17 protein-coding genes are annotated in these 21,871 nt (G+C 69.6%); 9 read left to right on the top strand and 8 right to left on the bottom strand.

The features are described from left to right. Positions 1–122 precede the first annotated feature (122 nt). Together GVN21_RS11885 and epmA are read right to left on the bottom strand one after the other, a co-directional pair. The gene (locus GVN21_RS11885) at positions 123–1,163 is read right to left on the bottom strand and encodes a lysine-2,3-aminomutase-like protein (RefSeq protein ID WP_166574964.1); all 1,041 of its coding nucleotides are present in this window, start codon (positions 1,161–1,163) and stop codon (positions 123–125) included. A gap of 71 nt (positions 1,164–1,234) precedes the next feature. Further along, a complete protein-coding gene (gene epmA / locus GVN21_RS11880; protein ID WP_240902892.1) occupies positions 1,235–2,311 on the bottom strand; it encodes an EF-P lysine aminoacylase EpmA in 1,077 nt (358 codons plus the stop codon). 78 nt (positions 2,312–2,389) lie between these two features. Between epmA and efp the strand changes: the two genes are divergently transcribed. Beyond that, complete coding sequence (gene efp / locus GVN21_RS11875) at positions 2,390–2,959, top strand: elongation factor P (RefSeq protein WP_166574962.1); 570 nt, start codon at positions 2,390–2,392, stop codon at positions 2,957–2,959. Positions 2,960–3,264: 305 nt separating this feature from the next. Here efp and GVN21_RS11870 read toward each other — a convergent pair whose 3' ends face one another. The 5 genes from GVN21_RS11870 to GVN21_RS11850 form a co-directional block, all read right to left on the bottom strand. Continuing rightward, positions 3,265–5,397 carry an AGE family epimerase/isomerase gene (locus tag GVN21_RS11870; RefSeq protein WP_166574961.1) on the bottom strand — a complete coding sequence of 711 codons (2,133 nt, stop codon included), beginning with the start codon at positions 5,395–5,397 and terminating at the stop codon, positions 3,265–3,267. Position 5,398: 1 nt separating this feature from the next. Further along, positions 5,399–6,763, bottom strand: coding sequence for an O-antigen ligase family protein (locus GVN21_RS11865; RefSeq protein ID WP_166574960.1), 1,365 nt, complete (start codon positions 6,761–6,763; stop codon positions 5,399–5,401). Beyond that, positions 6,753–7,955, bottom strand: coding sequence for a hypothetical protein (locus tag GVN21_RS11860; protein ID WP_166574959.1), 1,203 nt, complete (start codon positions 7,953–7,955; stop codon positions 6,753–6,755). The genes GVN21_RS11865 and GVN21_RS11860 overlap by 11 nt, the downstream gene beginning before the upstream one ends. 2 nt (positions 7,956–7,957) lie before the next feature. Further along, a complete protein-coding gene (locus GVN21_RS11855) occupies positions 7,958–10,273 on the bottom strand; it encodes a polysaccharide biosynthesis tyrosine autokinase (RefSeq protein ID WP_166574958.1) in 2,316 nt (771 codons plus the stop codon). Between the two features lie 240 nt (positions 10,274–10,513). Further along, positions 10,514–11,674, bottom strand: coding sequence for an acyltransferase (locus tag GVN21_RS11850; RefSeq protein WP_166574957.1), 1,161 nt, complete (start codon positions 11,672–11,674; stop codon positions 10,514–10,516). 151 nt (positions 11,675–11,825) lie between these two features. Here GVN21_RS11850 and GVN21_RS11845 point away from each other — a divergent pair, with 151 nt between their 5' ends. From GVN21_RS11845 to GVN21_RS11830, 4 genes are read left to right on the top strand one after another with little or no spacing between them, the layout of a single operon-like run. Continuing rightward, the gene (locus GVN21_RS11845; RefSeq protein WP_166574956.1) at positions 11,826–12,674 is read left to right on the top strand and encodes an FkbM family methyltransferase; all 849 of its coding nucleotides are present in this window, start codon (positions 11,826–11,828) and stop codon (positions 12,672–12,674) included. 8 nt (positions 12,675–12,682) lie between these two features. Continuing rightward, positions 12,683–13,660, top strand: a complete 978-nt coding sequence (galE, locus tag GVN21_RS11840; RefSeq protein ID WP_166574955.1) for a UDP-glucose 4-epimerase GalE — start codon at positions 12,683–12,685, stop codon at positions 13,658–13,660. Beyond that, positions 13,660–15,162 carry an oligosaccharide flippase family protein gene (locus tag GVN21_RS11835; protein ID WP_166574954.1) on the top strand — a complete coding sequence of 501 codons (1,503 nt, stop codon included), beginning with the start codon at positions 13,660–13,662 and terminating at the stop codon, positions 15,160–15,162. Before galE ends, GVN21_RS11835 begins: the two co-directional genes overlap by 1 nt. Further along, positions 15,162–16,418 carry a glycosyltransferase gene (locus GVN21_RS11830; RefSeq protein ID WP_166574953.1) on the top strand — a complete coding sequence of 419 codons (1,257 nt, stop codon included), beginning with the start codon at positions 15,162–15,164 and terminating at the stop codon, positions 16,416–16,418. The genes GVN21_RS11835 and GVN21_RS11830 overlap by 1 nt, the downstream gene beginning before the upstream one ends. Here GVN21_RS11830 and GVN21_RS11825 read toward each other — a convergent pair. Then, entirely contained in the window at positions 16,387–17,220 is an 834-nt protein-coding gene (locus GVN21_RS11825; RefSeq protein ID WP_166574952.1) for a sulfotransferase domain-containing protein, read from the bottom strand. The genes GVN21_RS11830 and GVN21_RS11825 overlap by 32 nt on opposite strands. Positions 17,221–17,373: 153 nt before the next feature. Between GVN21_RS11825 and GVN21_RS11820 the strand changes: the two genes are divergently transcribed. From GVN21_RS11820 to GVN21_RS11805, 4 genes are all read left to right on the top strand, one after another. Further along, a complete protein-coding gene (locus GVN21_RS11820; RefSeq protein WP_166574951.1) occupies positions 17,374–18,432 on the top strand; it encodes an acyltransferase in 1,059 nt (352 codons plus the stop codon). A gap of 115 nt (positions 18,433–18,547) precedes the next feature. Next, positions 18,548–19,372: an FkbM family methyltransferase gene (locus tag GVN21_RS11815; RefSeq protein ID WP_166574950.1), complete on the top strand. Its 825-nt coding sequence runs from the start codon at positions 18,548–18,550 to the stop codon at positions 19,370–19,372. A 30-nt stretch (positions 19,373–19,402) separates the two neighbouring features. After that, positions 19,403–20,671, top strand: coding sequence for a glycosyltransferase (locus tag GVN21_RS11810; protein WP_166574949.1), 1,269 nt, complete (start codon positions 19,403–19,405; stop codon positions 20,669–20,671). 1 nt (position 20,672) lies between these two features. Next, complete coding sequence (locus tag GVN21_RS11805) at positions 20,673–21,824, top strand: glycosyltransferase family 4 protein (protein WP_166574948.1); 1,152 nt, start codon at positions 20,673–20,675, stop codon at positions 21,822–21,824. The last annotated feature ends 47 nt before the right edge of the window (positions 21,825–21,871 follow it).

The following is a 21,871-nucleotide window of genomic DNA, read 5'->3' as shown; positions in this document are numbered from 1 at the left end:
TCCAGACGTCTGGAGCAGGGATGTGTCCACCGTCGGCGCTGACCGGGGACAGGTAGCGCCTACGGCGCAACCAGTCCCCCTCGACCGCCGGCGCCCGTATACTACCCGCTTCGATAGTGGCCTCAGCCCTTCGGCGGATAAGCGCGTCTGCGTCCCGCCGGGTCCTCAACGACCCCGCCCTCCAGATACCCTGGTCCCACCGGCACCTTCCCGTGCCCATCGGGAATGTCGAGGATGTAGGTCGGCTGGCATAGGCCGCTGAACGCCCCGCGCATGGCCCGCATCACCGCCTGGCCTTCTTCCACGGTGGTGCGCAGGTGGCCGGTGCCGGGGGCCAGGTCGCCCTGGTGCAGGTAGTAGGGCTTGATACGGGTCTCGACGAAGGCCCGCATCAGCGCCCCCAGAGTCTCGGGATCGTCGTTGACCCCCTTGAGGAGAACCGTCTGGCTGACCATCGCCGCTCCGCCGTCGATCAGCCGCGCGCAGGCCGCCCGCGCCGCCGGGGTCATCTCGCGCGGATGGTTGGCGTGCAGCGCCACCCAGGTGGTCTTGCCCGGCGCGCGCAGGGCGGCGACCAGCTCGGGCGTCACGGCCTCCGGGTCGACCACAGGGATCCGCGTATGGAAGCGGACGATCTTCACATGGTCGATGGCCGCCAGCCGGTCCATCACCGCCCGCAGCCGCCGGGGCGACAGCACCAACGGGTCGCCGCCGGTCAGGATCACCTCCCAGACGTCCGGCCGCCCGGCGATGTAGGCCATCGCCGCGTCCAGCTGCTCGGCCGTCAGGTTCCCATGCCCCTCCGGCCCGACCATCTCCCGCCGGAAGCAGAACCGGCAGTAGACGGCGCAGGTGTGGGTCAGCTTCAGCAGCACCCGGTCGGGATAGCGATGCACCACCCCGGTCACCGGCGTATGCGGCGCATCCCCGATCGGATCGGCCCGCTCCAGCGGCGTGGCGACGAGCTCCGCCTCCTGCGGCAGGAACTGGGCCGCGATCGGGTCGGCGGCGTCCGCCGGATCGATCAGCTCCGCCATCCCCGCCGTGATCGCCACTGCATACCGCGCCGCCACCGCCTCCAGGCCCGGTCGGTCTTGAGGCGCGATCAGGCCGGCGTCGGCCAAGGCTTCAACGGTGCGGAGGGTGCGGGTCACGCGCGCCATATGGCGCCCTCTCCCCCTCATGTCATCCTTCGGGCGCCCGCAGGGCGAACCGAAGGATGACAGGGTGGGGATTACGGAACCGGCGTCCACTGCACCTGATCGATCCTGCTCGCGCCCGTGGCCAGCATCACCAGCCGGTCGAACCCCAGCGCCGAGCCACAGGCCGCCGGCATCGCCGCCAGCGCCGCCAGCAGATCCTCGTCGATCGGATAGCGCTCGCCGTACACCCGCGCCTTCTCCGCCATCTCGATCTCGAACCGCCGGCGCTGCTCGGCCGGGACGGTCAGTTCCCCGAACGCATTGGCCAGCTCCACGCCGCAGGCATAGAGCTCGAACCGTTCGGCCACCCGGGGGTCTTCCGGCTTGGGCCGCGCCAAGGCCGCTTCGCTGATCGGGTATTCACAGAGGATAGTCGCCCGGCCGATGCCCAGGTTCGGCTCCACCTTCTCGACCAGCAGCCGGCTGAACACATCGGCCCAGCTGTCGTCCTCCGCCACCCGAACGCCGGCGGCGCGCGCCTGCGCCGCCAGGCCGCCCAAGTCCGTCGTGCCATCCGCCTGCACCGTGGCTAGCAGGTCCACGCCCGCGAACCGCTCCAGCGCCTGCGCCACCGTCACCCGCTCCGGTTCGGCGAAGGGGTCGGCTTCCCGCCCTCTGAAGGTCAGCGTCTTCGCGCCGGCCGTCTCGGCGGCCAGCGCCAGCAGGGCGGCGCAGTCGTCCATCAGCTGCTCGTATGGCTCGCCTGTCCGATACCACTCCAGCATTGTGAATTCGGGACTGTGCAGCGGCCCCCGCTCGCGGTTGCGCCACACCCGCGCCAGGTCGAAGATCCGGCTCTCCCCCGCCGCCAGCAGCTTCTTGGCCGCGAACTCCGGCGAGGTGTGGAGGTAGAGGGTCGCCCGCTCCCCCGCCGTGGTGATCGCCTCGGTCGCGAAGGCGTGCAGGTGCGCCTCGTTGCCGGGCGAGACGGCCAGGGCTGCCGCCTCGACCTCGGTGAAGTCCCGCTGCCCGAACCAGGCCCGCACCGCCGCGGTGATCCTGTTGCGGGCGATCAGGAATGGCCGGCGGTCCTCGTGCCGGTCCGGCGACCACCAGGGGGAGGGGGCTGTCATGGGCCTGTCCTGCCCGAGGCTGGCGGTTTCGTCCATGACGCTATAGAGAGGCGCCCCAACAGACACTTTCGGAATCGCGCGCAGAGACGCCGATCCGCCGCCACGAGGACTACCATGCCCAAGGTTGCCGCCAGCTCGCTCCGCAAAGGTTCGGTCGTCGATGTCGACGGCAAGCTCTACGTCGTGCTGCAGGTCGAGAACATCCACCCCGGCAAGGGCACGCCGGTGACCCAGCTGGACATGCGCCGCATCACCGATGGGGTGAAGGTCTCGGAACGCTACCGCACCACCGAGCAGGTCGAGCGCGCCTTCGTCGACGAGCGCGAGCACACCTTCCTGTATCAGGACGGCGAGGGGTATCACTTCATGAACCCCGAGACCTTTGACCAGTACGTGGTCTCGGAAGATACCGTCGGCGACAAGGGTGTCTGGCTGACCGAGGGCATGAGCGTCTTCCTGTCGCTGCACGAGGGCAACCCGCTGGCCATCGAGCTGCCGGCCCGCGCCACCTTCGAGATCGTCGACACCGAGCCGGCGATGAAGGGCCAGACCGCCTCTTCGTCCTACAAGCCGGCGATCCTGAACAACGGCGCCCGGATCATGATCCCGCCCTATATCTCGGCCGGCACCCGAGTGGTCGTGCTGCTGGAAGACGGCAGCTACTACGAGCGCGCCAAGGACTGAGGCCCGGACGGCGATGGGTCAGGGCGAGTGGATCTGATCCATCAACTTTGGATTGCTTGAACATTTCCAATGTTCGCGCTTCCGCGCTGAGCAGAAATAAAGATTTCCCGCCTGTCGGCCAGTCGCGGCGTGACAAAGCCGTCGCTCGGGTGTTGTAAGGGTCCGAGCCTCGGGGGAGGGCCCATGCCGAATCTGCTGCTTTTCATCCGCTGCCTCGCGCTCGGCCACCTCTGGGCCAAGAGTCGGAGCCGCGAAAACTATCACACCTGCCAGCGCTGCGGGATCCGGCGGAAGTCGGCGACGCTCTAGCAGCGTCTAAGGACCTCAATCGCGCCGGCAATGTGATAGAGCGAGCTGGCCGGGGCCGGCTCCTGGCGGAAGCGGCCGGTGAGGTCCAGCTTGTCGCGGTACAGGCCGGCGATCTCGACATCCAGATAGCTGAGCAGCGCGCCGGCGGCGGCGACTGCGTCCTCGTGCCGGCCCAGGCCCAGGGCGGCGCGGAGCCGTTCGGTCTGGGGCCACAGGCGGGCGCTGGAGCGGACCGGATGCAGGTCGGTGTCGATCTCGTCGCAGGCGACGCCGCGCCAGGGATCGACCCCCGCGGCGCCGGCTGCATAGAGGCGGGCGGCCACCTCGGCGTGATCCGGGCTCTGCTGCAGCAGCAGCCAAGCCCATTCGAACTGGTGGCCGGGTTCGACGATCCGGCCTTCGGCGCCGGGGGCGGGGGTCCAGTCCGCGTCGAAGGCCTCGCGCAGAAAGCCGCCGGCCGGGTCGATGAACCGGGGCAGGGCCAGTTCGACGATGCGGTCGGCCGCCGCGCGCCAGACCGGCGCCGAGCCGACGGCCGCCCAGGCCTGGCAGGCTTCCAGAAGGTGCATATGGGCGTTGGACTGGAACGGACGGGCGCCCGCCTCGCGCCAGCCGCCGGCGGGGTGGGCAAAGGCGGTGTCGATGGCGGCCAACAGGCTCAGCGCTTCCGCCTCGCGAGCCGCCGGATCGACGCCGGCGGCGGCGGCGCTGGCCAGGGCCAGCAGGGTAAAGGCCTGGTCGTACAGCTGCGGAACGTCGTCGATCACCCCGCCAGCGGCATCGACGGCGGCGCGGTAGAGGCCGTCGGGGCGGCGGTAGGCCTGGGCCAGGCTGGTCAGGCCGTGGGCGACGGCGGCTTCCCAGGGTCCGGTCCAGCCGGACAGGCCGGCGCGGGCGTAGACGTGAGTCTGGCGAGCCTGGACGCGGAGGCGGCGGGGGGCGGCGACGGGGCGGCCGTCGAGGTCGATCTGCTCCTCGAACCCGCCGCGCCGATGGTCGGCGCCGAGAGACCACCAGAGGGGGAGGGCGGCGGTGTCGAGCCAGCGGCCCAGCCGGGCAGCGAGGGCAGGGAGGTCCGGCGCGGCGGCGGGGGCGGCTGCCTCGGCCCGGCCGACCAGGCCCTTCACGTCGGTCTCGGAGAGGTCGGCGACCATCACCTTGCCCGGCTCGGCGATGACCGCGAGGTTGCGCACCCCGGCGATGGCCACGGTCATCCCCGGCGCGGCCTGGACCAGGCAGTCCGTCGAGCGGTTGGCCACGGCGGCGCCGGACAGGCTGTTGCCGTCGGCGTCGCGTGTGGCGGCGGCCCAGATTGCGTCCCAGGCTCCCAGGTCCGACCAGGCAAAGTCGGCTGGAGCGACGAAGCAGCGGTCGGTCTGTTCCATCACCGCGAAGTCGATGGAGATCTTCGGCGCCGTGCGGAACACTTGGCCGAGCAACAGGGCCGGGCCCTCGCGGCGGGCCTGGTCGACGGCGGCGCGGGTGGCGGTCGCGATGGCCGGGGCATAGCGGTCGAGCTCTTCCAGCAGGACGGCGGCGCGGCAGATGAACATGCCGCTGTTCCACAGGCAGCCCTCGGCGATCAGCTGGGCGGCCCGCTCGGCGTTGGGTTTCTCGACGAAGGAATCGACCGGCCGGACGGCGCCCTCGCCGCCGGCGGGACGGATGTAGCCGTAGGCGGTGGACGGGCTGCTGGGCCGCGTGCCCAGGGTGACGATGCCGTCCAGCAGCGCCTGGCGATGCGCGGTCTCGACCGTGCGCGCGAAGGCGGCCGGGTCGGGAATGTGGTGGTCGGCGGACAGGAACAGGCAGACGCCATCCGGGTCGCGGTCGGCCACCAGAGCGGCGACGGCGGCCATGGCCGGGGCGCTGTCACGGCCCTCCGGCTCGATGACGATGTCGCCGCGCATGCCGGCCTCTGCGAGGGCCTCTTCGATCAGGCCGGCGTGCGGCGCTCCGGCGATGATCAGCGGCTCTGCGGCGCCGTCCAGGGCCCGAAGGCGGTCCAGGGTGCGGGCGAACAGCGGGGCTTCGCCGGCCAGGGCGATGAAGGGCTTGGGCCTTTCGGTTCGGGAGGCCGGCCACAGCCGCGTGCCGGCGCCGCCGCACATGATGATCGGATACAGCATTCTACCCCCCACTCCGGCGCGACCGGCGCCCGGCCGTCGCCAGCGCGGCGCAGGCCAGTGCGAACACCGCCATCATGGCCGGCGTGCGCAGCGGATAGTCCACGAACGAGTGGACCAGCATCAGGCCCAGGGCCACTGCGCCGGCGCGGGCCAGGATCACCCGATCGTCGCTCGGCGCCCGCCAGGCCCCGATGCCGGCCCCGGCCCACCAGACCAGGAACAGCACCACCACGATCAGGCCGGGAACCCCCGCCTCCAGCCAGATCTGCAGAAAGTCGTTGTGGGCATGCTGCCAATAGCTGACGGCCATCAGGTCGAGCGGTTCGACCCCGGCGTAGATGTCGCGGAAACTGCCCAGGCCGCCGCCGAACGGCATCAGGTCCCAGGCGGCGCGGGCGGCGATCGGGCCGGACAGCAGCCGGCCCTCCTGATTGTCCGCGAACCGTTCGAGCAGCGGACCGAGCGCGAAGGCGCCGCCGATGACCATGCCAACGACGATCACCGCCGCCAGGGCCAGCACGCCGCGCCGCTCGATGCCGGGAAGGGCGCCGCGTGGGGGCCAGAGGATGGCCAGGCTGGCGAGCAGGCCGGGAACCAGCAGCAGGACGCCGGCCCGTGACTTCAGAACGGCCACAAAGGGGATGATCAGCAGGAAGACGACCGCCAGCGCCACCCACAGGGGCAGAGGCCGAACGCCTCGGCCCTTGGCGACCGCCACAGCCGCGGCGGCCAGGGGCAGGACGGCGACCATCAGCGAGGCCTGATGGTTGCGGTTGGCGAACAGGCCGACGGCGTTGTCGCGGTTGGCGAAGGGGTAGAGGTAGAGGCCGCTCTCCGGACCGGCCATGGTCTGCGCCACGCCCAGCGCCAGGCTGACCAGGGCGAAGAGCACGATCAGCGCCATCAGCCAGGCCTGCTGCGAGGCGCGCAGCAGGACGGCGGCGAGGAACAGGGCGATGGCCGGCAGCAGAGACAGCAGGTGGGTGACGGTCAGGTCCGGCGTCAGACTGAGCGGGCGCCAGCCGACCTCCAGGCCCGCCAGTTTCAGGGCGTCCGCCGCCTCGCCGTGGCCCGGGAGACTGCTCCACAGGCCGGGAGGCAGGGGGATCAGCTGGACGGCTGCGACGGCCAGGACACCGAGAAGGATCAGCCCCGGGACCTTGAGGGTGGGCCACAGACCCTCAAGGGTCACCCGCCACAGGGCCCAGCCGAGCAGGGGCAGGCTGGCCAGTTCCAGGATGGTGAGCTGGACCGCGTTCAGCCGGCTCGCGCCGCCGATCAACAGGCAAAGGGCCAGCAGGGCGGCGGTCGCACCGAAGAAGGCGAGGCCGGTCCAGCGGGGGCGGTGACGAGGGTCAGCCGGCATCGGCGCGCTCGATGACCAGGGCGTCGTACCAGACTTCCACGGGAGTCGTGCCGCCACGGGGGCGGGAATTCAGAACCAGGGATTGGGCGGCGCAGCCTTCGGCCGGCACGGTGAAGGTGGCGGAAAAGTCTTTCCACCCACCGCCGGTGGTTGGGGCCGGAACCAGCAGCAGCGGCTCGGCGGCGCCCTCGCAGATCACGGTCCAGCCCATGCTGTCGGCCGACAGCTCCGATGGGGTGCGCACCTGTCCCTTGAGGCTATAGACGCCGGGAGGCAGCACCACCAGCTGGCGCACCAGCCACTGGCGGGAGCGGCCGTCGTGGCTGACCCGCAAAGCTTTTCCGGATCCGCCCTCGGACGGAACCATCTCGCCGTAGCCGGCGGTGGCGGAATCGAGGTTCCAGCCGAACGGCGGCGTTGGCTTGCCGCCGTCGAACTCTCCGTCGGCCAGCAGGGCGAGGCCGGCGCGCTCCTGCGCCGGGGCCAGGGCGACCCAGGCCCGATGCGCCTCGGCAAAGCGGCGCTCGGCGACCAGCCTGCGCAGGAACTGGGCCAGCTCGCTGGGCGTAGGCGGCGCGGCGGTGGCCCGCAGGGCCTTCAGCATCCGGAACGAGTCGTCGGTGTCCTCGCCCAGCGCGATCATCTGGGTCAGGAAACTGCCTCGCCAGCTGGGCGAGGTGGCCAGCCGGTCAACGGTGGCGGCGAAAGCTGCCGGTCGGCCCATGTAGGGCAGGATCCGCCGGGACACCTCGACCCGCTCGTCCGGCGATTGGCGGCGCATCAGGGCGTCGGCGTGGCGCAGGGCCTGGGCGTATTCGCCCCGCGCCATGCCATCCTCGAACAGCCAGCGATCCGCCCTGTCATCACGGTGGCTCAGGCTGGCGGCTGCCTCCATCAGCGGACCCCGCCGGTCCTGGGGCAGGCTCAGGGCCAGCAGGCTGGCGGCCCCGGCCTCCAGCGGCGCGGCGTTCAGGATGTCACGGGCTGAGGCGGCGATGGCCGCGGGACGTTCGCCGCGGGCCAGGGCCTGGCGCTGCGCCGACAACTGGCTGAGCGCCACGCTGTCGCTGAGCCCGGCGGCGGCCGCGTGCTGGGCCGGCGCGCGGACCAGGATCAGCCCGGCCAGCCCCAGGCCGACGGCGCCGAGACCGGCCGCCAGCCCGATGGCCCGCGGGGACAGGCCACTGGCCATGGTCAGGCCTTGCGCTTGCCGCCGGACTTATCCTCGATCGGCTTGCTGCCGTAGGTGTAGTCGTAGTTCGACCCGTAGCCGTACCCGTAGCCATAGCCGTAGCCGTAGGTGCTGGTGCGAGCGTCAAACTTGGTCAGCACCACGCCCAGCACGCGGGCGTTGGCGGTGCGCAGGCGGGCCAGGGCGGCGCGAACCACCCGGCGGCCGGTGCGGCCCGATTCGACCACCATCAGCACGGCCTCGACGCGCGAGGCGATCAGCGGGGCGTCAGCCAGGCCCATCACCGGCGGGGCGTCGAAGATGACCACATCGAACAGCTTGCCGGTCTCGCGGATCAGGTCGACCAGCCGGCCGCTGGCCAGCAGCTGGGCCGGGTCCGGCGGCAGCGGGCCGGTCGGCATGAAGTAAAGGTTGGCCTGGTTGGTCACCGAGACGAAGTCCTCGATGTCCGACCCGCCACTGAGATAGTTCGACAGGCCACGGCTGTTTTCGACGCCGATCAGGCGGTGCAGCGACGGATTGCGCAGGTCGGAGTCGATCAGCAGCACCCGGCCGCCGAGGCGGGCGAGGTTCCGCGCGAGGGCCAGCGAACTGGTGGACTTGCCTTCCGAAGGCCGGGCGCTGACCACGGCCAGGTTCCGGGGCATGCCCTTGTCGCTGGAGAACTGCAGGGCGGTCTGGAGCGAGTAGTAGGCTTCCGAGAAACTCGATCGGACGTCCTGCAGGGCGTCCATAGGCAGCACGCCCTTGGCCAGCTTGGGGATCGAGCCCAGCAACGGCAGGCGCAGCTTGTTCTCGACGTCCTGCGGCGAGCGGATCGACTCGTCCATGAACTCCAGCAGGAAGGCCAGGCCGATGCCGATCAGCAGGCCGGCGAACACGGCGGTGATCAGGTTCTGGCGCGGCTGGGGCTTGGAGGCGAACTTCGGAACCTTGGCGCGGTCGATGATCGAGATGTTGTTGTTGGTCACCCCGCCGGAGACGCCGACTTCCTTGTAGCGCCGCAGCAGGTCGTCATAGAGGCTGCGGTTGGTGTCCACCTCGCGCTGGAAGATGTCGTACTGGATGCCCCGGTCGCGGGCGTCGAGCACCGAGCCCTTCAGGGCGTTGACCTGGGCCTCGAACGACCGTTCCTGGCGCAGGGCCACCTCGTACTGGGCGCGCAGCGACTGCTCGCTGGAACTGCGGGAGTTGTTGGTCTCGTTCTGGATCTGGCGTTCCAGCTCGGTGATGCGGGCGCGCAGGCGCAGCATGTCCGGGTGATCCGGCAGCAGGGACTCGCCCTTTTCGCGGTATTCGGCCTCGAGGTTGGCCTTGTTCAGCGAAAGTTGCTGGATGTTGGCATTGTCGGCCGGGTTCAGGATGCCGGCCCCGCCGCTGGCCTGGGACTGGCGCCAGCGCTGTTCGGCGCGGATGCGCTCGGCGCGGGCCATGGTGAGGGCTTCGTTCAGCGAGCTGAGGCTGGTGGCCGCCAGCGGCGTGTTCTGCTGGCCACCACCCGAACTACCCGCCTCGCCGCTGCTGCTGCTGCTGCTGCCGCCTGTCGGGATGTTGATGATCTGCTGCTCACGAGCGTACTGCACCAGCCGACGCTCGCTCTCCTCCAGCTTGACGCGGGTCTCGTCGATCCGCTCCTGCAGGAACTTGCGGGCGTAGGAGGAGGACTCGAACCGGCGGTCCAGGTTGGAGCCGATGTAATTTTCGGCGATGGCGTTGGCGATCCGCGCGGAGATCTGGCGATCCGGGCTGGCGAAGGTCACCCGCACCAGTCGGGAACGCTGGATCGGGGCGACGTCGACACTGCCGACCACCCGCTCGATGATCCGTTCGCGGAGCGCCGCCTTGGATCCGCCGGTGGTGAAGCCCATGGCGGTCAGGAAGGCCTGGTCGTTGACGAGGCCGAGGCGGTCGACAGTCCGGGCCGCGAGCGACTCGCTCTTGATCAGGCCGTACTGGGTCTGGAAGAATTCGTCGTAGGTGGTCGTCTCGCGCGGCTCAATGCCCTGCACGTTGATCACCTGAGCCGACTCCTTGTCGATCTGCAGGGTGACGCTCGCGGTGTAGATCTTCTGGGTCGTCAGGGTCAGGGCCACGGCAATGGCGACCGCCACGGCCACCGAGGCGACGATCACCAGCCAGTGCTTCCGCAGAATGTGCAGATAACGGGCAAAGTCGAAGCCATCGTCTTCGCCGTCATCAGGGCCGGCGACGTTCAGTCCAGCCAGGCGCGCGTCGGGCAGACCGGCGTTGCGAAGGACAACAATGGGCGAATTGCGATCGTTGGACCCGCCGCCGAGTTGTCGCGTCTCGTCAACCATTGTTACTCCCAAATCCTGCTTGCAACGCCACCTGCCGGAATACGCCCGGCGCCCCCGCCGGCCGGCGCCCTCTAAACCTTTGCAAGCGCAAAGCTTCGGACGGCCACCAACGGCGCGACGATCTGTCTCCTCGCCTTAGCCTTTTGCGATAACGTTCGCCAGCGCCTTGCTCCGTCGCCGACCAGAATCCGGGCGCCGCGCAAAGATGCGACAGCCGCTCTTCCGGACCCCTGACGAGGCTCAACCAGTATTGCGGCCGCTCGCGCTCTGGGACTCGGCGGCCTGCCGAAAGACCATTGGGCGCAGGGCGCGGCGGACCCAGGGATAGAAATAGATTTCGAGGGCGATGCAGAAGGCCACCATCACTGCGCTGTAGAGAACGAACTCCAGGATCGGGCTGTTCAGGAAGGCAAGGTAGGTGGCGTTGGCGACCAGATACTTGTGGCTGATATAGACGCTGTAGGAGATCGGCGCGGCCAGGGCGAACAGGCCGAACACCCGGTCGAACAACACCCACCGAGCCTTCATCCAGACATAGGCCCCGACCAGCACCACCAGCGAGAAGGCGAAGTGGCGAAGTTCCAGGAAGGGGTGGACGCCGAAGGTCAGCGCCCCGCCCGCCGCGCGATGCAGCAGGTTGTCCACCGCCAGGACGGCGCAGATCGTGCCGATGGCCGCCACGGGCGCGAGGAAGTCCTTGAGACCGATCCTGCCGGCCTTGTCCATATAGGCCTGGGCCAGATGGGCCCCGGCCCACCAGATGGCCATGTACATCAACAGCCGCGGCGCGAAGGTGGGCCAGACGACGTAGAGCAGGGCGGCGGCGATGGAGAGGCCGAAGACCAAGTAGCCGGCGGTTCGCGGGGTCTTGATGATGGTCACGATCGGGAAGAACAGCATGTAGAACCACCACTCGTAGGACAGCGACCACAGCGGTGTGTTGTGCATGTAGGACGAGACGATGACGTTGGGCTTCAACGCCGCCATGTCCTGGAGCATCAGGACGTTGAGCAGCAGGTCCTTGAGCTTGGGATCTGCAAGACCCGCGACCCGGAAACATTCGATTGCGTAACCCATCACGTAGATGACCAGCAATGGGATGTAGATGCGGGTGGCGCGATTGAAGAAATACAGCCCGAACGATTTGTCCCGGCCCATCGTGTAGGAATAGTTGATCACGAAACCGGACACCAGGAAGAACAGGATCACCGCTTCCTGGCCGAAGCGAAACAGATGGCCGACCTCGATCCCCTGGAAGGTCAGGTCGTGCGGCACGACATGGTGCAGCACCACATAGAGGGCGGCGAACCCCCGCATGGCTTCCAGCTTCAGCAGCTTCATCTCGCCCCCACTCGCCCCGCGCGCCGAGCCCCGATCCCCGGCAGGCGCGACAGACAGCATGATTTTCACCGTCCCGACAATCGGCGGCTCAATTGTCTCGCACCGCAACATCGGTGTTGGCGGGCTCTGCCTGATCGCCTAGAGACTGGCGTCCAGGGTGGGGACGGTCGCGGCCATCGCGACGAGTGGCGTTAAAGAGGGGCGAGCGGCATTGCGACTGGACGCGATCCTTGGGTTCATCCTCTCCCATCCGATGAACCGTGGCCGGCCGGTAGCGGCGCTGGCGCGGTTCGCCGACTGGCAACTGCGCTCGCGCCTGGCGCCCGAGGTGGTGGTGCCCTGGATCGGCGAGGCCCGGCTGGCGGTGCGGCGGGGCATGACCGGGGCGACCGGCAACATCTATTGCGGCCTGCATGAATTCACCGAGATGGGCTTCTTGCTGCACCTACTGCGGCCGGGCGACCTGTTCCTCGACATCGGGGCCAATGTCGGCAGCTACAGCGTGCTGGCGGCCAAGGCCTGCGGCGCCCGGACGATCGCCTTCGAACCCGATCCGCATACGGCCGGATCCCTGCGCCGCAACCTGGCGCTTAACGGCCTGCAATCCCTGGCGCGGGTGGAAGAGGTGGCGCTCGGCCCCTCCAACGGCGAGATCGCCTTCACCGTCGGGCGTGACACCATCAACCGCGTCGCCGCCGAGGGCGAAGAGGCGCGGATCGTGCCGGTCCGCCGGCTCGACGACGTCGAGGGCGTCGGCGCCCCGACGATGATCAAGCTGGATGTCGAGGGGTTCGAGGAGCAGGTGCTGGAAGGCGCCGCCGCGGTGCTGGCCGCCCCCTCGCTGCTGGCCATCCAGACCGAGCTGGAAACCCCCGACATCCGCGAGCGGTTCGCCGCCTTCGGCTTCGAGGCCATGTACTACGACCCCTTCGCCCGCGAGCTGGCCGCCAGGCCCTTCGGCTATCGGGTGTCGAACATGCTCTATGTCCGCGAGCCGGCCGCCGTGCGCGAGCGACTGGCCGCCGCCCCCTACCGCACCCTCAACGGCGTGCGCCTGTGAGAACCTGAATGAGCCGCACCGTCTTCGTCACCGGCGGCGCCGGCTATGTCGGCAGCCATTGCTGCAAGGCCTTCGCGGCGCGGGGCTGGACCGTCGTGGTGTTCGACAACCTGTCGCGCGGCTGGCGCGAGTTCGTCCGCTTCGGCCCCTTGATCGAGGGCGACATCCGCGACGCCGACGCCATTGCTAGGGCCATCGCCGAGACCAAGCCGGACATCGTCGCCCATTTCGCAGCCCTGGCCTACGTCGGGGAGTCGATCCAGCAGCCGGGCGCCTACTACGAGACCAACGTCACCGGGATGAACAACCTGCTGGCCGGAATGACGACCGCCGGAGTCGGCAGGATTCTGTTCTCCTCCAGCTGCGCCACCTTCGGCGAGCCGCAGGCGCCGTTGATCGACGAGACCCACCCGCAGTCGCCGATCAACCCCTATGGCTGGTCCAAGCTGATCGGCGAGAAGATGCTGCACGACTATGGCGTCGCACACGGCCTGCGGTCGGTGGCGCTGCGCTATTTCAACGCCGCCGGTGACGATCCGGACCTGGAGATCGGCGAGAAGCACGAGCCGGAAACCCACATGATCCCGCTGGCCATCCGGGCGGCGATGCAGCCGGACGCGGTGTTCCGGATCAACGGGGACGATTTCGACACCCGCGACGGCACCGCCGTGCGCGACTACGTCCACGTGCTGGACCTGGCTGACGCCCATGTCCGCGCCATCGACCATCTGATGGACGGCGGGCAAAGCGACGCCTTCAACCTGGGCACAGGCCACGGGCTGTCGGTGAAGGAAATCCTCGACAAGGTCGAGCAGCTGTCCGGCCGCCCCATCCGCCGGGAAATCGGCCCGCGCCGCCCGGGCGATCCGGGCTCGTTGGTGGCCTCGTCGGAGAAGGCGGGCCGGGTGCTCGGCTGGTCGCCGGTCAATTCCGATATCGACAACATCCTGCGCTCGGCCTGGCGCTGGCACGAACTGGCCGGCTGATGTCGGGCCCGGACGAGTCGCAGGAGCGTATCGACCGCAAGGCCACGCGCGATACGGTGCTTTGGGGCGCGGGGCTGGCCTTCGGCACCAAGGCCGGCTCGATCCTGCTGTCGCTGCTGCTGGCCCGACTGATCAGCCCGGAGATGTTCGGCCAGTACGGCGTGGTCAGCGGGGTGATCCTGCTGCTGCTGTCCTTCTCGATGCAGTCCTTCTCGGCCCACCTGTTCCATCAGAAGGCGCCGACGGACGAGGACTACTACCCGCACCTGGCTTTCGGGATCATGCTGCACGGGCTGCTGTTCGTGGTCTGCAACATCATCGCCCTGGTGATGCATTTCATGCCGCAGTACCAGCCGATCGCCGTCTATGTGCACGTCGGCTCGCTGGCGATGCTGATCAACATCCCGCGGTACTACTACTCCTCCTATCTGCGCATCGCCCTGAAGTGGCGCACGCTGCGCGGGCTGCAGATGTGGTCCTTCGTGCTCTATGCGGCGGTCGCTTCCCTGCTGGCCTGGATGGGCCACGGGGTCTGGGCCCTGCTGGCCCAGAACCTGCTGGTGCCGGTGCCCCTGGTGATCGGCTTCCTGCTCGACAAGGACTGCCCGCGGGGCTGGCGGTTCAGCTGGAAGGGCTATCGCGAAGCCTTCGTCTTCGGCCTGCTTCGCACCACCAGCGGGGCGCTGATCGCGGCCCAGACCGCCATCGAGAGCATCGTGCTGTCGCTGCTCGCCGGGTTTGGACCGCTTGGGGTGTTCATCCGCGCCCGGGGCCTGGCCCAGCTGGCGGCCAGCTGGATCTCGGACCAGGTGATGGCGGTCCTCTATCCGACGCTCGCCCGGATGGAGCCCCGCTCGACCGAGGCCCGCCGGGCCGCCGGCCTGTTGCTCAAGGTCGGGCTGTGGACCACCGCGCCCCTGGCGGTCACCCTGGCCATGGCCGAACGGGCGGCGATCCACACCCTTTACGGCCAGCAGTGGGACGCCGTGGCGCCCATGGTGCGGCCCATGCTGCTGGCTGCGACGGCGGCCTGTCTCTACCACGTGGTCAAGCTGGTGGTGCTGACCAACGAAGGCGCCAGGCGGACGCTGATCTATGACATCGTGATTATAGTCGCCAACCTGGCCTGCCTGATCGCCCTCCTGGTCGCCGACCTGCAGACCTATGTGATCTCCTTGGGCGTGGTGCTGACGCTGGTCGCCGCCGGCATGCTGGCGGTGATGGTGCGCGGCGGGCTCGTGGCGCTGTCGGACCTGGTCGCCGCGGCTCTGCCCGGCCTGGTGTTGACCGTCGTCGGCCTGGCGGTCGCGGCGGGTGGCTGGTTCCTGGCCTTCGAAGCGGCCCGGCCGATCGTGACCCTGGTGGTCACCGGCGGCGCGACGTCTCTGCTGATGCTGGCGCTGATCCGCTTCCTTGACGCTCAGGGCCTCAATACGCTCTGCGGCCTGCTCCCGGGCGGGCGCCTGGCCCGCCGTGTTCTGCTGCTCAACAGGGCCGCCTGATGCCGGCCCCGCGGCACGTCTGCCTGATCACCGGCGCCCACATCTGGCGCAACCCGCGCCTGGTTAAGGAGGCCGACGCCCTGGCGGCCGCCGGGTTCCGGGTGACCGTGGTCGGTCCATCCCTGATCCCCGCCGACCAGGCGCGGGATGAGGGCCTTCTGGCCGCCCGGCCCTGGCCGCGGGTGACCGTCCCCGACCTGCCGGCCGCCTCGCCCCTGGTCCGTCAGTGGAGCCGGCTGGAGCGGCGGCTGTCCATAGCGGCGGTCAGCCGCCTGGGCCTGCAGCTGGACGGCAGCCTGGGTTACTCGGTGGAGGCCACCCTCCGCGCCGCCGAGGCGGTGAAGGCGGATCTCTACAGCTGTCACCTGGAGGTTGGCCTGGTTGCGCTCGACCGCCTGACCCGCCGGGGCGCCCTGTGCTCGGTCGACTTCGAGGACTGGTACTCCCGCGACCTGCTCCCCTCGGCGCAAAGGGAACGGCCGATCCGTCGCCTGCGCGCGCTGGAGGACCTGGCCCTGCACAGGGCCGCGGTGACCTCGACCACCTCCGACGCCCTGGCCGGCGCCCTGGCGGCCGAGCATGGCGCCAGGCCGCCGCTGACGATCTACAACGCCTTCCGCTGGTCCGACCGCCAGGGCATCGACGGCAAGCGGCTCGACCGGCGCGACCCGGACGCGGTCAGCCTGCACTGGGTGTCCCAGACGACGGGGCCGGGGAGGGGGCTGGAGCCCCTGATCGACGCCTTGGACCGGCTTCGGGGCAAGGTCGAGCTGCACATCCGGGGCGACGGCTCGGCCGAATATCAGGAGTCCCTCCGCCTGCGGCTGGCGCCGGAGCGGCGGGACAGCCTGTTCTTCCACCCCACAACAGCGCCGGCGGACCTGCTGTCGCGGATTGCCGAGCACGATATCGGCCTGGCCCTGGATCGGCCGACGCCGGCCAGCCGCGACCTGACCATCACCAACAAGGTGTTCCACTCCCTGCTGGGCGGAGCTGCGGTGGTGGCCACCCCCACCGCAGGCAATCGCGAGATCGCGCGGGTGGCGCCGCAGGCCATCGTCCTGGCCGAGGAGGGTGACGAGGCCATTGCCGCCGCCATCCAAGGGCTGATCGACAATCCGGCCCGACTGGCCGCCGCCAAGGCGGCGGCGTTGGAGGCGGCCGCCGGGCCGCTGTCGTGGGAGCGGGTCTCGCAGACCCTTATCGAGGCTTACCAGGCTGCGATCACCAGGGCCGAGGCCGCCCGAGGGCGCTGAACAGGGCGGTGGTGTCGGCGTCGGTCGCGTCGCGGATGTACCGTTCGATGCCGGGATCGACCTTGCGCTCGTAGCGGCCGACATTCTGGGCGGTGACGCGCGCCGGCAGGGTCAGAGGCACGTCCAGGAAGGTGGCGAGCTGCTCCAGGCCGGCCTGCGGGTCGGCGATGAGCTCCTCGTAGACCAGCACCTGGATGTCGCGATCGGCGAAGTGCGACCGGTAGCGCTGGATCTGATCGAAATAGAGGCCGCGCGCCACGTAGGAATGGAATTCCAGCGCGTGCCGGTAGGCCTCGGGCGAGGTGCGCCGTGCCTGTTCCAGCTGCTCGTCCTCGCCCAGGATCGCGGACTCCAGCGACCGCTTCTCCAGCCCCGCCCGGACCATATGGTTGTAACCCGACACCGCGCGCCAGACCGGGTCGCGCACCAGCACCACCAGCCTGGCTTTGGGCAGGTCGGCGGCGATTCGGGCCGCCGCGCCGGCATCGAACAGGTAATCCGGCGTCGCCTCATAGCGAAGCAGCCGGGTCAGACCCGTTTCCAGGGCCCGCGCCTCGGCCTGTTCCGAACTGGCGAAATGCGACCGGTACCAGCGGGGGCCCAGGTCGTAGTGCCGGTTGAAATAGTGAATTTCCTTGATCTTGGGTTTCAGCAGGCTCGGTTGCTGGGTGAACAGGTGCGACAGCCAGGTCGTGCTGGCCTTCTGGGCGCCGATGACCAGGAAGTCGGGCTCGCCATCGAAATTACCCGTGAAGGGCCGGATCCGCTCGCGCCAGACCTTGGCGGCCGGCTGGCGGATCACGGTTGGCAATATTCCCAAGACTTCGGCTCCAGGCCCCAAACGCACTGCGCCGGAAGATGGCGTCCGGGAGCCGCCCTGGGAAGCCCAAATTGCTTGGCTCTGGCCAGCGGCGCCCCCGCTGGCTAGGTTGGGCGCTGGGGTTGGGGGTTTCGGATGACGCGTGGGGAAATCGTCGGCATTCAGTATCTGCGTGGCCTCGCCGCCCTGGCGGTCGTCGTCGATCACGCGGCCGCGTCGGCCGCCACGCCCAAGTATTTCGGCCAGACCGTGCTCGACGGCTTCCTCTACCGCGGGGCGGCGGGCGTTGATCTGTTCTTCCTGATCAGTGGTTTCATCATCACTGTGGTCAGCCTCGACCGCGACTGGAAGCCGACGATGAAGGTCGGCGACTTCTTCGGCCGGCGGTTCCTGCGCATCGTGCCGATGATGTGGCTGGCGGTGCTGTCCTACGCGGCCCTCCGCTATCTCGGGCGCGGCGAGTTCGACGGCGGGGCGTTCCTCAGGGCCATGGTCGCCTGGCCGGTGGGCACGCTGGAGCCGCTCAACATCTGGACCTTGCGGCACGAGTTCATCTTCTACACCGTCTTCGCGATCTCGATGCTCGGCCCGCGCTGGCTGCGGCCCCTGCTGGTGGCTTGGTGTGTCCTGCCGCTCCTGCTGCTGCTCGGCCCGCAGGCGCCGGCCCTGGTCAAGAGCATCGGGCATGCGGTGAACGTCGAGTTCGGGGCCGGCGTGCTGATCGGCCTGTTCTGGCTCAAGCGGCCGGACATCTCCTTCCGCCTGCCGTTCGAGCCCTATTGGCTGATGGCGCTGGCCATGGTCGCCCTGATGGGTTTCGCGGCCCTGATCGGCCATGAGTTTCATCTGGTGACCAAGACCCTGCTGATCGCCGCCTTCTGCGCCCCGATCATCCTGCTGGGCGTCTATGTCCATTGCCCGCGCGGCTGGGTGGCCAGGGTGGGGCTGTTGCTGGGCAATGCCTCCTACGTCGTCTACCTGTTCCACCCCCATGTCCTGTCGGCCAGCGCCGGCGTCTGGGCCCGGCTGGCGCCGGGTACGCCGGTCTGGGTGGTGATCTTCGGGCTGATCCTGCTGTCGATGCTGGCCTGCCTGGCCGTTCACCTGATGGTCGAAAAACCGCTGCTCGGCCGGGTTCGTCGATGGCAGGTGGCGCGCCGCTCCGCGCGGGCGGGACCCGAGACTGCCGGCTGACCCCGCCCGCCATTCGGGCAAGGGTTCGATTCGTCACAAGAATCCCCCCGTTTGAGGTGGACACTGACACACACGGGATGGCATTGCCTGACCCGCTTTCCGGAGAGTTCTTCAAATGGCGTCCATGATCCGCTCGGCGGTCTCGATCGTGCCCTGGCGGCTGCGCGGGGCGATCCGTTCCATGCCCGGCATCGCCCAGGCCCAGCGCTGGCTGCTTGACCGCACCCTCAACGGCGCGGAGTTCGAACATCTCGTCGACGCCGGCCCGGCCAAGGGTGTCCGCTTCTGGATCCGCATGCCGGACGACAAGGGCATCTGGACCGGCACCTACGAGCAATCCTTCGCCGAGCGGATCGCCGCCGCCACGCCCAAGGGCGGGGTGGCCTTCGACATCGGCGGCTGGCACGGCTTCTTCACCGGGGTGATGGCCGCCCAGGGGGCTTCCAAGGTGGTGGTGTTCGAGCCGCTGCCCGACAACATCGAACGCCTGCGCAAGCTGGTCGCGCTGAACCCCAAACTGCCGATCCAGCTCAACGAGATGGCGCTGGGCGAGGAAGAGGGCGAGACCACCCTGGTGATCATGCCCGACACCAGCATGGCCAAGCTGGCCAACAGCGACTTCCAGCCCGACGCCCACGGCCAGACCAGGATCACCGTGCGCATCGCCAGCATCGACGGCCTCGTCTCCAGCGGCGCCCTGCCGCCGCCCCAGCTGATGAAGCTCGACGTCGAGGGGGCCGAGATGATGGTGCTGCGCGGGGCCGACACCGTGCTGCGCACCCATAAGCCAATCATCTTCTCAGAGGTGCATTCCTCCGCCCTGCTGGCGGAGGTCCGCCCCTTCCTCGAGGAGCGCGGCTACAAGGTCACGCTGATCGACGAGGATCCGGCCGCCGCCGCCCGTCGCGACGTTTTCCAGATCCAGGCCAAGGCGGGCTGACCCCCACCCATGCCGCGGGCCGGGCCAGACATGCGCCGGGTGCTGATCGTTTCGCCGCATTTCCCGCCGACCGACGCGGTCGATATGCATCGGGTGCGGATGACGGTCGGCCACTATCGCGCGAACGGCTGGGAGCCGGTGGTGCTCTGTGTCCGGGCTCAGGACGCCGGTCGCCTGACCGATGAGCGGCTGACTCGCACGGTTCCGGACGATGTCGAGGTCGTGGCCATCCCCGCGCCGCCGCCCCGACCGGGCCTCAGCGCCATCGGCCTGCGGGCCTGGCGCCAGCTGCTGGCGGCGGGCGCCAACCTGCTGGCGGCGCGGCGGTTCGACCTGGTCTTCATCTCGACCACGGCCTTCCCGGTGATGGCGCTGGGCCGCGCCTGGCTGCCCAGGTTCGGCGTACCGTTCGTGCTCGACTTCCAGGACCCCTGGGCCACCTTCCCCGACAGCGCCAAGGCGCGGCCAGGCCTGCGCCACGGCCTTATGCGCCGGCTGCACCGGTTCGGCGAGGCCTGGACCCTGCCCGCGGCCGGCGGACTGATGGCCACCAGCCAAGCCTATATCGACCTCCTGCAAGGCGCCTATCCGCCCCTGCGCGACCGGCCCGGCCTGGTTTCCCCCTTTGGCTTTTCCCAGCGCGACTTCGCTGTCGCCGCCGAGCTCGGCCGCCCGCTGCCGATGGACTGGCGGCGGCCCGGCGGGGCCAGCGTGCTGTTCGCCGGGGTCGTGGCGCCCGGCCTCGAACGCTCGCTGCTGACCTTGTTCCACACTATCGCCAAGGGCCGCGCCCTGCGCCTGGCCCAGTTCGAGGGCCTGACCCTGGCCTTCATCGGCACCGGCTACGCCAGCCAGGGCAACCGCTCGGTCGCCGCCCGGTTGGCCGAGCAGGCGGGCGTCGCGGACCTGGTCGTCGAGTATCCCGACCGCGCCCCGCTGCTCGATGTCCTCAAGGCCCAGGGAGAGGCTGACCTCCTCCTCCTGCTCGGGTCCGACGACCACGGCTACACCCCCTCCAAGACCAACCAGACCCTGGCGGCCGGCCGTCCCGTTCTCTGCGCCAGCCCGGGGCGCTCGCCGGTCGCCGCGGCCGTTGCCGGGCTCGACAGCGTGCTGACCCTCGACGCCGACGCCGAGCTGACCGACGACGCCGTGCTGACCTGGGCCGACCGGCTGAAGGCCCTGCTGGCCGGCAAGGTCTCCACCGCGCCCGCCGTGGAGCGCTCCGCCGCCTTCGAGGCCGCCGCCTGCGCCGCCCGCGACTGCGGCCTGTTCGACCGGGTGGCCGATGGCCGCTGACATGCCCGTTTCGCAGATGCGCATCCTGGCCCTGTTCGGGGCCGTCGCCATCTACGGCTCCGAACGCGCCAACCTGGAGGTGCTCAGCGCCCTTCGCGACCAGGGGGCCAAGGTCCTGATCGTGGCCTCGGAGGCCGACTACGCCGCCGATGCCGGCGCCTATTTCCGCGCCCTGGGATTCGACACGGTTACGGCGCCCTATTTCGTGCCGCCGCGCCCCGACTACCCGATCAATCCGCTGACCACCCTGCCGCCGCACCTGGTGAAGGCGGCCGTGCGTTTCCTGGCCATCCACCGCGACTTCAAGCCGACCCATATCCACGTCGGCACCCAGCTCTATGTGCTGAACTTCCTGCCGGCCCTGGCCGTGGTGCGCACGCCGATGGTCTATCGGTGTGGTGACGCGCCGATCCTGCACAACATGATCTGGCGGCTGACCTGGCGGTTCATCGCCGGGCGCGCCGCCCGCTTCGGCGCGGTCAGCCGCTACATCGCCGGGACGATGACCGCCGCCGGCGCCCCCGCCGACCGCATCCAGGTGGTCTACAGCCGCCCGCCCCGCCGCACCGAGGCCAGCCCCCCGGCGCCGGCCGCCGGCCGCACCATCGCCTACGTCGGTCAGGTGACCGAAAAGAAGGGCATCGGTGTCCTGCTGGAAGCATTCACCCGCCTGGCCGGCGACTACCCGGACGCCCGCCTGCTGGTCGCCGGTCGGATCAGCCAATGGATCGGCGACCGCTGGGGCCAGGATCTGAAGGCCAAGGCCGAGGCCGACCCGCTTGTCGCCGACCGGGTCGAGTTCCTGGGCCAGGTCGAGGATGTCCCCGGCGTCTTCGCCCGCAGCCTGTTCGCCGTCGCCCCGACCCTGACCGAAGAGCCGATGGGCAATGTGGTGATGGAGGCCAAGCAGGCCGCACGCGCCAGCGTCATCTTCCGGGTGGGCGGCTTCCCGGAAGTCATCCGACACGACGTCGATGGCTACATCTGCGAAGACAAGTCGCCCGAGGCCCTCGAGCAGGCCCTGCGCCGCTACCTGGACGATCCCGCCGCGGCCGCCGCCCAGGGCGAGGCGGCGCGCCTCTCGCTCAAGACCCTCGGCAACGATGACTTCGACGCCCGCTGGGCGGGGATCTACGCCGATGCCGTGCGCTAGCGCCCTCGCGCAAGTCGCATGCCCCCGTTATGAGGGGCCGCGTCCCT

The organism is Caulobacter sp. SLTY, assembly GCF_009905535.1.
Lineage (GTDB): Bacteria > Pseudomonadota > Alphaproteobacteria > Caulobacterales > Caulobacteraceae > Caulobacter.
The sequence above is the reverse complement of the archived record's forward strand: the minus strand, read 5'-3'. Positions and strand labels throughout refer to the sequence as shown.